Here is an 11,794-nt window from a genome sequence, read left to right on the forward strand (position 1 = left end):
TCAGGGCCCGTCGGGCGGGCGCTTCATCGGGATGCTCTTCAGTTGTCGGGTTCGTGAATCGTCGAAGCGTTTCGACAGTGCACGCGATTCGGGTGCTGCGGAAGGTGGATCAGTCCGTGCGGGTGCGGACCGATCCGGTGGAGCGGTACTCGGGTGGGATGAGGTGGATCTCGGGAGCGACGTTCTTCTCCTCGAGGTGCCGCAGCGCGATCTCGACGGCGAGATCGCAGGAGCGGCTGGGCACGAGTGGGATCGTGTCCACGGCCACGCTGAGCGCGGTGGTGTCGAACGCTGTCGCGGCGGAGATCACCGACACGTCGCGCCCGATGGTCAGGCCGTGGTCGGAGAGCGCGGACAGCAGCGCCTCGTGCGCATCGCCGACTGCGTGCACGATGAAGGCGCGGTCTCCGCGGGCGAGGGCGATCTCGACGGCGGTGCGCACGGCGGCGGCATCCGTCGACACCTCGCCGGAGCAGACCGTCTCGAGGGCGATCGCGAGCTCCGCAGCACGAGAGACGACGCCGCGGCGCAGTCGACGGGGGAAGTTCGAGGTGCGGTACGACACGGCCGGCTGGCCGATGAGCGTGATCGCGGTGTGTCCGGCATCGGCGAGCCGGTCGACGGCCAGTCGCCCCGCGGCCTCGAAGTCCAGGTCCACGCAGGTGAGCCCGTCCGCGACGTCGGGAATGCCGATGAACACCGTGGGCGTGCGGATGGAGCGCGCGATGTCGGCGCGCGCATCGTCCGGACCCACGTCCAGCACGAGGATGGCGTCGACCAATCGGCTGGAGGCCACGCGGCTCATCCCGTCCGAGGCCTGCTCGTCGGTCAGCAGCAGAATGTCGTAGTCGTGCTTGCGCGCGGCGATGGATGCCGCCAGCACGAACGCCATGTGCGTCGGCGCGTGCGTGTCGGCGCGCAGCGGCTCGGTGAGGGCGAAGATGTGCGTGCGCCTGCCCGCCAGCATCCGTGCCCCGGCATCCGGCGTGTACCCCAGGGTCGATGCGGCATCCTCGATGCGGCGACGGGTCTTCTCCGACACCGGCCGCTTGCCGCTGAGCGCGTACGAGACCGTGCTGATGGAGACGCCGGCGGCCTCGGCCACCTGGTGGATCGTCGTCATCAGTGCTCCATCGTCGCTGTGCGGAACGCTTCTGTCGAAGCGTTTCGACTGTCTCTGCCAGCGATGATAGGCCGATCCGGGTCGCCCGCGCAAGGGGTTTGTCGTTTTATCCAACAAAAGAGCGGATGCCGGGGGAGAGCACTCTCATGGGAGAGAGCGACGGGGTCTCGGCGGGGGAGGAGATCCGAGGCCCCGCCGCCGGTTCAGTCCGTGACGCGGATCTGCGCGATGACCTCGGAGTACTCGGTCTCGCCGACGGGCTCGAAGCCCACGCGGCGGAAGAACGCCTCGGGGCCGCCGTCGCCGGCCTCGTAGATCACGTTCACGTGGTCGACGCCCCGCGCGCGGGCCTCGTCGATCAGGGCCTTGACGGCGAACCGTCCGATGCCGCGACCCTGGTCGTCGGCATCGACGTTGATCCGCCACAGCACGCTGCGGAAGTGCTCGTCCGGTGCGTCCGCATCGAAGCTCGCGCTCACGAAGCCCACGACCTGCTCGCCGTCCAGCACGACCCGCTGCCATGACGTCTGCGGGTTCACCACTGTCGCCGCGATGCCGTACGACACCGGAGCGAGGAACTGCTCCTGTCCCGGTTTCAGTGACAGCTTGTTGACGGCGACGATCGTCGCCGCGGAGAGTTCGACCACACGCAGTTCCGACATGAGACCCAGGCTATCCCCTCGCGGAGCATCTGTGGCCGAATCGACGTCATGCTGTACGTCATCGTCCGGAAATCCCCGAGGAGTGCAGGAATCCAGACTCGGGTATCTTGGTATCGAGATAAAATCTGCCCTCGCGAACGGAGATCCGGTGACCGACGACGCCATCATCTACACCTACACGGACGAGGCGCCGGCTCTGGCCACGGCGTCGTTCCTGCCCATCATCAAGGCTTACACCGGTCAGGCCGGCATCGAGGTGGAGACGCGCGACATCTCGCTGGCGGGCCGCATCCTCGCGGCCTTCCCCCAGAAGCTCACCCCCGAGCAGCAGGTGGGCGACGCGCTCGCCGAGCTCGGCGGACTGGCCACGCTGCCGCAGGCCAACATCATCAAGCTGCCGAACATCTCGGCATCCATCCCGCAGCTGAAAGCCGCCATCGCCGAGCTGCAGGGCAAGGGCTTCGACATCCCGGACTACCCCGACGACCCCGCTTCTCTGGAGGAGAAGGACGTGCGCGCCCGCTACGACCGCATCAAGGGCTCGGCGGTGAACCCCGTGCTGCGCGAGGGCAACAGCGACCGGCGTGCGCCGCTGGCCGTGAAGAACTACGCCAAGAAGCACCCGCACCGCAACAAGCCGTTCGCTGAGGGCTCCAAGACCCGCGTGGCGACCATGGGCCACGACGACTTCAAGCACAACGAGCGCTCCTGGGTCGCCGCCCACGACGACGTGCTGAGCTTCCGCCACACCGCGACCGACGGCACCATGACCGTGCTGAAGGAGGGCCTGAAGGTGCTGCCGCGCGAGATCATCGACGCGACGTTCCTCTCGGCTGCGGCGCTGGACGCGTTCCTGGCCGACACTCTCGAGCAGGCCAAGGCCGACGACGTGCTGTACTCCGTGCATCTGAAGGCCACGATGATGAAGGTCAGTGACCCGATCATCTTCGGCCACGTGGTCAAGGCGTTCTTCAAGGACGTGTTCGCGCAGTACGGCGACCAGCTCGCAGCGGCGGGCCTGTCCGCCAACAACGGTCTCGGCTCGATCCTGGCAGGCCTTTCGGGCATCGCCGACGGCGAGCAGATCGCGGCCGCGTTCGACCGCGCTCTGGCCTCCGGTCCCCGCCTGTCATACGTGAACTCCGACAAGGGGATCACCAACCTGCACGTGCCCAGCGACGTGATCGTCGACGCCTCGATGCCGGCCCTGGTCCGCAACGGCGGCAAGCTCTGGGGCAAGGACGGCGGCGAGGCCGACACCATCGCGGTGATCCCGGACTCGTCCTACGCGGGCGTCTATCAGGCCGTCGTCGAGGACGTCATCGCCAATGGTCCGTTGGACCCCGCCACCATCGGCACCGTGCCGAACGTGGGCCTGATGGCGCAGGCGGCCGAGGAGTACGGCAGCCACGACAAGACCTTCGAGATCCCCTCGGCCGGCGTCGTCGACGTGCTCGACGGCGACGGCACCGTGCTGATCTCGCACGAGGTCGGGGCGGGCGACATCTGGCGCGCCACGCAGACCAAGCACATCCCCGTGATGGACTGGGTCAAGCTGGCCGTCACCCGCGCGCGCGCCACCGGCGCCCCCGCCGTGTTCTGGCTGGACGCGAACCGCGCGCACGACGCGCAGATCATCGCCAAGGTGCACCAGGGTCTGGCCACGCTCGACACCAAGGGCCTGACCATCACGATCCTCGCGCCCGAGGAGGCCACGCGCTACAGCCTGGCGCGCCTGCGCAAGGGCGAGGACACCATCTCCGTCACCGGCAACGTGCTGCGCGACTATCTCACCGACCTGTTCCCGATCCTCGAGGTCGGCACCTCCGCGAAGATGCTCTCGATCGTGCCGCTGCTGGCGGGCGGCGGACTGTTCGAGACCGGTGCGGGCGGGTCGGCTCCGAAGCACGTGCAGCAGCTGGTCGCCGAGGACTACCTGCGCTGGGACTCGCTGGGCGAGTTCTTCGCGCTGGCGGCCTCGCTCGAGCACTTCGCCGACCGCACCGGCAACGAGAAGGCCCGCGTGCTGGCCGAGACGCTGGATGCCGCCACCGGCACCTTCCTCGAGGAGGACCGCTCGCCGGGCCGCGCCCTGGGCACGATCGACAACCGCGGCAGCCACTTCTACCTGGGTCTGTACTGGGCGCAGGAGCTGGCGAAGCAGACGAAGGATGCCGAGCTGGCAGCCGCGTTCGCCCCGGTCGCTGAGAAGCTCGCCGCCGAGGAGAAGACCATCGTCGCCGAGCTCACCGCCGTTCAGGGCGAGCCGGTCGACATCGGCGGCTACTACCGTCCCGACACGGCCAAGGTCGCGACCGTCATGCGTCCGTCGGCGACGCTGAACGCCGTCATCGACGCCCTGGCCTGACACGCAGACGAAGAGCGGGCGGATGCTGCACAGCATCCGCCCGCTCTGTCATCCCCGCTCTTCGTCCAGGCGTCCGGCGTGTTCGCCGAGACCCCTCCTGAATGCCGAAACCCCTCCTGATTCGCGTGAATCACGAGGGGTTTCGGCGCTGATGAGGGGTCTCGGCAATCGGGGAGGGGGGGACGCCGGGGGCGCCGGACGGGCAGGGCCGCAGGTATTCGCCTGGATCAGGCGTGAACCCAGACCTCGAGTCCGACCGGCGTCATGTCATAGACCTGCTTGGCGACGCTCGGCGGCATGTTCACGCAGCCGTGGCTCATGCGGTGTCCGAAGTTGTTGTGCCAGTAGGCGCCGTGGAAGGCGATGTCCTTGGCAAACCAGGTGTTCCAGGGGACGTCCTTGGTGCAGTACGACGCGCCCTCGAAGCAGCCCATGTCCTGCTTCGCCGTGTGCGCGAACACCTTGAAGCGCCCGAGCGGAGTGGGGGTTCCGGCCAGCCCGGACGAGATCTTCCAGGTCCGGACCAGCTTCTCGTTCTCGTAGAGGTACGTCTTCTGCTCGCTGATGTCGACCTCGAGGCGCCGGAAGACGGTGGTCGTCTCGAACGGCGTGGAGTTGACGGGCAGCGCGAACGACGCCTTGCCATCGCCGAGCTGGGTCGCGAAGGCGGATGCGATCCCCGCGGTGTCGCCGAGCGACCGACCGTCCAGGCCGGCCGTCACCTCGCTGAGCACCTTGCCCTTCGAATCGATGACGTTCACGGCGTTCACGGCAGGGCGGTCGACCAGACCCGGGAGCGTGGCGACGACGGTCTGGATCGCGGACTGGTCGGCGGTGATCTTCAGCTCGCCGTCGACGTCGGTGACCTTCAGCCAGCTCGCGGCCACGGCGGGAGCCACTGGCACGGTGCGCTCCTCGCCGACGTAGAAGCCGATGCTCGCCAGCATCCCGTTGAGCTTCTCGGTGGCGGCAGCGGCCTTGGCGTCGGTGATGGCAGGCTCGACGGGCTTCGCGTCGCCGGAGAAGGTGAGCGTGGTCGCGCCCTTCTCGGTCGCACGGGTGAAGGCCTTCTCGAGCTCCGCCACGGGAATGCCGCTGCCGTCTGTCGCGGGAGTGCTCTTGTAGGCGGCGGAGGACGCATCGAAGGAGACGCCGGCATCGACGGGGTCGGTGTAGCTGTCGGGGACCGCAGCGCGCAGCGCGTTCTCGGCGGTCTTGGGGTCCAGGGTGACCTTCGCGTCGATCGAGGAGCCCATCCACTGACCGAGATTCCACATCGGACGGTCGGCGAAGGCCTTCTCGGCCAGCGCCTTGGCATCGACGCTCGCGCCGAGATCGGTGCCGCTGAGCTGAGCACCGGCACCGGCGCCGCTCAGGGTGACCTCGGTGGTGGCGATCCGGGTGCTGATGGCGTCGGCGGCCATGCCGGGGGTCATGCCCCCCACAGCCACGCCGGCGATGGTGGTTCCCGGGGCGATGAGGATGAGCGAGGCCGCAGCGGCGGCGAGCAAGACGGCGCCTGCGCCGAGGCCGATCCACAGACCGAGTCGGCGCTTCTTCGGTGCGGGGTCGGTGAGGGCCCACTCCACGGGACGGTCGTCGCCCGGCGGCAGAACCTCGGTCGGTTCGCTCGCGGCGATGGCTCCTGTATCGGGCCCGGAGATCAGGTCGGTCACGGACTCACCCCCCAAGGACACAGCGTGAACAACACTTTCATGGTACGGGACGGGAGGAAGCAGTGGAGGCGCAGTCCGCCCGGATGCTGGACACGGGTAGTAACATTTCGATAACCTGCGCGCTCGCCCGTGTGACGAGCTTGCGGCGGTCGTGGTTCGTAAGGTGTACTAACAAATATGGAATCGTCACGTCCTGATCGACCGGCTGCCGGGGATCCCTCGGGATTCGGTCCGGGGCGTCGACTGCGCTCCCTTGCCAAGGTCCTCCCCGAGCAGGCGCGGGCGCACAATCGGGCACTGGTGCTGCAGACGCTGTACCACCGCGGTGCCATGAGCCGCGCCGACCTCGCGCGGGAGACGGGACTCACCAGGGTCACGATCTCCGACCTCGTCGCGGAGTCGATCGCCGATGGCGTGATCCACGAGCTCGGGGTGCGCGACCTGGCAGGCCCCGGCAAGCCGCCGATCGTCATCGACATCGATCGCGAGGGGCACCAGATCATCGGCATCGACCTGTCCGGCGCGTCCCGATTCGAGGGCTCCGTCCTGGATCTCGGCGGTCGGGTGCTGATCTCGCGGTCGGTTCCGCGCCCGGATGCCGCGGACGCCGAGCAGGCGTACGCCGCCGCCCTCGGGCTGATCAGGTCCCTGCTCGCAGAGGTCGACCGCCCGCTGCTGGGCATCGGCGTCGGATCGCCCGGCGTGGTGCGCTCCGACGGCGTCATCCTCAGCGCACCCAACCTCGGCTGGCAGCACTTTCCGCTGGAGGCCAGGCTCGGCGCCGACCTCGGACAGTCGGTGCTGGTCAGCAACGACGCCAACGCCGCCATCCTCGCCGAATACACCTTCGGCGAGGCGGATGCCGATGTCATGCTCGTCCGCATCGGTCGCGGCGTGGGCGCCGGGCTCATCGCCGGCGGTCACCCGCTGATCGGCGCACGCTTTGCGGCGGGTGAGATCGGTCACGTCGTGGTGGGGACCGACGGCGGCCCGCACTGCGCCTGCGGGCGGGACGGGTGCCTGGAGGCCTGGGTGAACGTGCCGCGGCTCGTCGCCGAGACCGCCGCGGCGGACGACCCCGCCGCCGTGCTGGCCGACGCGGGCACGCGCCTGGGCATCGCCATCGCTCCGATCGTGGCGGCACTGGACCTCTCCGAGATCGTGATCTCCGGTCCCGCCGCGCAGTTCGGCGGCGAGTTCCTCGTGGCCGCGACACGCGCGCTGCACGAGCGGACCCTGGAAGGCGTGTTCGAGGACGTGCCCGTCCGCCTCAGCAATCAGGGTGACATCGTCGTGCGCGGCGCCGCCGTGATGGTGCTCGCGGCAGAGCTGGGCGTGTCGTGACGGCGGCTGCCGTCCGCATCGGCCTGGACATCGGCGGGACCAAGATCGCGGGCATCGCGCTGGATGCCGGCGGGGAGCCGATCGCCGATGTGCGGCTTCCCACCGGCTGGGGAGGGGATGCCGTGATCGCCGGCATCCTCGACGCCGTCTCCCGGCTGCGCCCGCGGCTCCCGCAGCGCGCGGTCCGGTCGATCGGCGTGGGCATTCCCGGCGTGATCGACGCCGCCCGGGGGCGCGTGCTGCATGCGGTCAACCTCGGCGTCGAGTCGTTAGAGATCTCACGGGTCGTGCAGGACGCCACCGGCATCCGCTGCTTCGTGGAGAACGACGTCAAGGCGGCGGCGCTCGGCGCGGCGGCCTCGAGGCCCCGCACGGCGCCGATGGCGTATCTGAACCTCGGCACGGGGGTGGCCGCGGGGATCGTCGTCGACGGCCGTATCTGGCGCGGCGCTCGCGGCGGCGCCGGCGAGGTCGGGCACATCGCCGTCGATCCGCAGGGCCGCATCTGCGGATGCGGTCAGCGCGGCTGCATCGAGACCCTGTGCGGCGGCGGTGCGCTGGCCCGTGCCTGGGGCCGCGACGGCGAGCACCCTGTGAAGGACATCCTGGACGCCGCGGACGAGGGCGATGCCAGGGCATCCGCTCTGCGTCGGGATCTGTTCCGCGGCGCTGCCGCCGCGGTGCGGGTGCTGGTGCTGACCGCCGACGTGGAGACCGTCGTCATCGGCGGAGGACTGGTGGCGCTCGCCGACCGGCTGGCGCCCGGCATCCGCCAGGAGCTGGTGGACGAGTCGGCCTCGTCGCCCTTCCTGCGCTCGCTGCGGCTGGATGAGAGAATCGAGATGCTTCCGGCGGGTTCGCCGGTTGCGGCCATCGGAGCCGCTCTGCTGGGCTCTGCATCGGCAGAGTCCGTTCTGGACAAGGAGACAAGCGTTCATGGCTGAAGTCGTCATCACCTCGGGCAAGCAGGAGGCCGGCGCGCTGGTCGCCGACGAGATCGTGCGCCTCATCGACACGGTCGCGGAACCGGTGCTGGGACTGGCCACCGGCTCGACTCCGCTGCCGGTGTACGAGGCGCTGCGCGAGCGCCTCGCGGGCCACGACGTCTCGCACGTGCGCGGCTTCGCGCTCGACGAGTACGTGGGCATCGACCCCGCGCATCCCGAGAGCTACCGCTCGGTGATCACCCGCGAGGTCGTCGAGCCCCTCGGGCTGAACCCCGAGCTCATCCGCACGCCCAACGGCGCCATCGAGACCATCGAGCACGCCGGCGACGACTACGACGCCGCGATCCTGGCCGCCGGCGGCGTGGACCTGCAGATCCTCGGCATCGGCACCGACGGGCACATCGGCTTCAACGAGCCCGGCTCGTCGTTCGCCTCGACCACGCGCATCAAGACGCTCACCGAGCAGACGCGACAGGACAACGCCCGCTTCTTCGACTCCATCCACGACGTGCCGCAGCACTGCATCACGCAGGGACTGGGCACGATCCTGCGCGCGCGGCACCTGGTGATGCTGGCGTTCGGCGAGGGCAAGGCCGCGGCCGTCGCGGCGGCGCTCGAGGGGCCCGTCAGCGCGATGATCCCCGGCTCGGCGGTGCAGCTGCATCCGCACGTCACCGTCGTGCTGGACGAGGCGGCCGCGTCGCAGCTGAAGCTTGCCGACTACTACCGCTACACCTACGCCAACAAGCCGGCCTGGCAGGGCCTCTGAGCCCCACCTCTGGGATCAGCCCCAGGCGAAGGCCAGCAGGTGCTCCTCGCTGAGCGGCGCGAGCGGCACGCTGGTGCGATCGCCCGGTTCCAGCCAGCGCAGTTCGGCGAGTTCGGCGTGTACCGAGACGTCCTCGCGCTCGGCGCGCAGCGCGAACGCGTCGGCCACCACGCGGTGACCGGGTTCGTTGGCCGCTGCCGAGATGAAGGTTCCCAGCGGCCGCAGATCGGCCTCGGCGACCTTCAGCGACAGTTCCTCGTCGAGCTCGCGGATGAGGGTCTGCACCGGGGTCTCGCCGGCCTCGGGCTTGCCGCCTGGTTGCATGAAGCGCGTCGTGCCCTGCTTGCGGACCACGAGCACGCGGCCGGCGTGATCGACGATCACGGCGGCGCTGACGCGGATGTCAGGCATCGGAGAAGACCTTTCCCGGGTTGAGGATGCCGAGCGGATCGAACACCCGCACGATCTGGCGCTGCAGCTCCCATTGATCCTCGCCGAGCTCCTCGGCCAGCCAGCGGCTCTTCAGCATCCCGATGCCGTGCTCGCCGGTGAGCGTCCCACCCAGGCGCAGCGCGGCGCGGAAGAGCTCGCCGGCGGCATCCCAGATGCGCGGCGGCACCTCGTCGCCGTCGAAGATGAAGTTCGGATGCAGGTTGCCGTCGCCGGCGTGGGCGACGGTCGGGATGCTGATGCCGTAGGCCTGTTCGATGCGCGCGATCTCGTCGAACATCGCGGGCATCGCGCTTCGCGGTACGGAAACGTCCTCGATGAGGGTGGTGCCCAGCGCCGCCATGGCCGGGTGCATGGACCTGCGGATGCCGAGCAGCCGCTCGCCCTCAGCAGGGTCGGACGTCATGTCCGCGACGCCGCCGGATGCCCGCAGCACGGCCACGATCCGGGCGGCGTCATCGAGAGCGGCCGGGCCGTCGGTCTGGATCGTCAGCTGCGCGGTGCCGGGCGCCGGGGCGGGGAGGCTCAGCAGGTCGTGCACGGCGGCCAGCGATCGGGCGTCCATGAGCTCCATGACGGCGGGCTGCAGGCCCGCGGCCGTGACCGCAGCGGAGGCCGCCGCGGCATCGCGCACGGAGCCGAACGATGCGGTGATCGCGCACACCGGGCCCGCGACGAGCCTGCGCAGCTTGAGGGTGGCGCCGACGACCACGCCGAGCCGGCCCTCGGATCCGATCACCAGCGAGGTGAGATCCAGCCCGGTCACGCCCTTGACGCTGCGATGGCCGAGATGCATGAGTCGTCCGTCGGCGAGCACCAGGTCGAGGCCGAGCACGGCATCCCGCACGACACCGTACTTCGCGCACAGCAGACCGCCCGCCCCGGTGGCGATGTTGCCGCCGATGGTGGAGATCTCGCGGCTGGCCGGGTCGGGCGCCCACCAGACGCCCTGCTCGGCCAGTCGTGCATTCAGAGTCGCGTTGAGGATGCCGGGTTCGACGACGGCCAGCAGATCATCCGGACGCACCTCGAGGATGCGGTCCATCGCGGTCAGGGACAGCACGATCTGACCGGGGCCTGCGTTCGCTGCCCCCGCCAGCCCGGTCCCGGCGCCGCGCACGATGACGGGGGTGCGCGTCGCGGAGGCGATGCGCATGGTGCTCTGCACGTCGTCGACGGTGCGGGCGTGGACGACGGCCAGGGGACGACCGGGGGAGCGGTGTCCGCTGCGGTCGGCCCGCGCCTGCTCGAGCGCCTCGGCGGAGGTGTCGACGATGTCGCCGAGTTCGCTCCGCAGCCGCTCGAGGACGCTCATGCCAGCGCTCGACGCCCCGCGATCACGCCCACCGCGACGGCCACGACGGCGAAGGCCAGTCCGATCCACGCCTGACCGACCGACCACCACGCCAGCGTCACGGCCGCGTAGATGAGCAGCTCGACCAGCGCCCGAAGGAACGGATGCAGGTGCAGCACCGCGCGCGGCGAGACGAACAGCGCCCACACCAGCAGGGTGACGACGGGGGCGGCGATGCCGACGACGATGTTCCATGGCATGGCCCACGACCCGAAGCCCCAGAGCGCCAGCGAGACCAGCGCCACCAGCAGCACGATCACCCGGATCACATCGAGGGCGGTCAGGGCGGGGCGGTTCACACCGGTGTCGGCGACGGAATCCTGCGGCATGCCCCCAGTCTATTCGGCGGGTGCGGGCCGGGGATTCAGGCGGCGGGGGAGGTGGCCGCGACTGGCTCGGTGGACGCCGTGATGGGTGCGGGGTCGGTGGGCGCCGTGGTGTCGGATGTGACGGTGGTGTCGGCAGGTGCCGTGGTCGTCGTCGGGTCGACGGTCTCTGCCGGGGCAGGTGCGCTGATCGGCTCGGTGGTCGTGGCGGTGGTCGTCGGCGAGGCGGAGGGATCGCCTGTCGGCGCGCTCGCCTCGGTCGTCGTCGAGGTCGGCGCCGTTTCGGTGGTCGATGCTGCGTCCGTCGGCGTGGTGGCGTCCGTCGTTGCGGTGGCATCCGCCGGCGTGGTGTCCGTGGGCGTGGTGGTGTCCGTCGCAGGTGCAGCGGAGCCGGGAGTCGAACCGCCGGAACCGCCGAGCAGGGTGGGCACGATCCAGTACCGCGTGCTGCTGCCGGGGACCCCGTCCACGAGGTAGGTGAGCGTGAGATCGGCGCCGATCAGCATCTGGGTGAGGGACGGGCGCAGATCGATCACACCGCCGCCGGTCCCATCGAGCGCGATCTCGTCGCCGCCGCCGGGGGCATCGTCCATCCACGCGCGCACGGTGGCCCCCGGCTCGCCCTGGATCGGCACACTGTAGTGCGTTGTGAGCGAGGCGTCGATCGACACCGTGAACGTGGACGCCGTGATCGGCGCCATCGTGCCGGGGTCGGTGGTTCCGGGGTCGGTGGTTCCGGGGTCGGTGGTTCCGGGGTCGGTGGTTCCGGGGTCGG

Annotated in this window: 10 protein-coding genes and 1 pseudogene; 4 read left to right on the forward strand and 7 right to left on the reverse strand. The window is 70.0% G+C overall.

The window, feature by feature from the left end; all coding sequences use genetic code 11:
• Positions 1 to 109 precede the first annotated feature (109 nt).
• Complete coding sequence (locus Q0568_RS00075; protein ID WP_298860265.1) at positions 110 to 1,123, reverse strand: LacI family DNA-binding transcriptional regulator; 1,014 nt, start codon at positions 1,121 to 1,123, stop codon at positions 110 to 112.
• Between the two features lie 203 nt (positions 1,124 to 1,326).
• Positions 1,327 to 1,785: a GNAT family N-acetyltransferase gene (locus Q0568_RS00080; protein ID WP_298860268.1), complete on the reverse strand. Its 459-nt coding sequence runs from the start codon at positions 1,783 to 1,785 to the stop codon at positions 1,327 to 1,329.
• A 148-nt stretch (positions 1,786 to 1,933) separates the two neighbouring features.
• Between Q0568_RS00080 and Q0568_RS00085 the strand changes: the two genes are divergently transcribed.
• Positions 1,934 to 4,153, forward strand: coding sequence for an NADP-dependent isocitrate dehydrogenase (locus Q0568_RS00085; protein WP_298860271.1), 2,220 nt, complete (start codon positions 1,934 to 1,936; stop codon positions 4,151 to 4,153).
• A gap of 227 nt (positions 4,154 to 4,380) precedes the next feature.
• Here the strand turns inward: Q0568_RS00085 and Q0568_RS00090 are convergent, their stop codons facing one another.
• Entirely contained in the window at positions 4,381 to 5,829 is a 1,449-nt protein-coding gene (locus tag Q0568_RS00090; RefSeq protein ID WP_298860274.1) for a L,D-transpeptidase, read from the reverse strand.
• 177 nt (positions 5,830 to 6,006) lie between these two features.
• On the opposite strand from Q0568_RS00090, the gene Q0568_RS00095 reads away from it, so the two are divergent.
• From Q0568_RS00095 to Q0568_RS00105, 3 genes are read left to right on the forward strand one after another with little or no spacing between them, the layout of a single operon-like run.
• On the forward strand, positions 6,007 to 7,173 hold the full coding sequence (locus Q0568_RS00095) for an ROK family transcriptional regulator (RefSeq protein ID WP_366941297.1): 1,167 nt from the start codon (positions 6,007 to 6,009) through the stop codon (positions 7,171 to 7,173).
• On the forward strand, positions 7,170 to 8,117 hold the full coding sequence (locus tag Q0568_RS00100; RefSeq protein ID WP_298860280.1) for an ROK family protein: 948 nt from the start codon (positions 7,170 to 7,172) through the stop codon (positions 8,115 to 8,117). Before Q0568_RS00095 ends, Q0568_RS00100 begins: the two co-directional genes overlap by 4 nt.
• Positions 8,110 to 8,889 carry a glucosamine-6-phosphate deaminase gene (locus Q0568_RS00105; protein WP_298860283.1) on the forward strand — a complete coding sequence of 260 codons (780 nt, stop codon included), beginning with the start codon at positions 8,110 to 8,112 and terminating at the stop codon, positions 8,887 to 8,889. The genes Q0568_RS00100 and Q0568_RS00105 overlap by 8 nt, the downstream gene beginning before the upstream one ends.
• Before the next feature lie 15 nt (positions 8,890 to 8,904).
• On the opposite strand, the gene Q0568_RS00110 is transcribed toward Q0568_RS00105, so the two are convergent.
• The 4 genes and pseudogenes from Q0568_RS00110 to Q0568_RS00125 form a co-directional block, all read right to left on the reverse strand.
• Positions 8,905 to 9,300: an NUDIX domain-containing protein gene (locus Q0568_RS00110; protein ID WP_298860286.1), complete on the reverse strand. Its 396-nt coding sequence runs from the start codon at positions 9,298 to 9,300 to the stop codon at positions 8,905 to 8,907.
• Positions 9,293 to 10,654, reverse strand: a complete 1,362-nt coding sequence (locus Q0568_RS00115; protein ID WP_298860289.1) for an FAD-linked oxidase C-terminal domain-containing protein — start codon at positions 10,652 to 10,654, stop codon at positions 9,293 to 9,295. The genes Q0568_RS00110 and Q0568_RS00115 overlap by 8 nt, the downstream gene beginning before the upstream one ends.
• Positions 10,651 to 11,022, reverse strand: coding sequence for a YrdB family protein (locus Q0568_RS00120; RefSeq protein ID WP_298860292.1), 372 nt, complete (start codon positions 11,020 to 11,022; stop codon positions 10,651 to 10,653). Before Q0568_RS00120 ends, Q0568_RS00115 begins: the two co-directional genes overlap by 4 nt.
• A 35-nt stretch (positions 11,023 to 11,057) precedes the next feature.
• A pseudogene (locus Q0568_RS00125) lies at positions 11,058 to 11,794 on the reverse strand (hypothetical protein); the annotation flags it as partial.

The sequence above is a fragment of the uncultured Microbacterium sp. genome, from assembly GCF_937927635.1.
GTDB lineage: Bacteria > Actinomycetota > Actinomycetes > Actinomycetales > Microbacteriaceae > Microbacterium.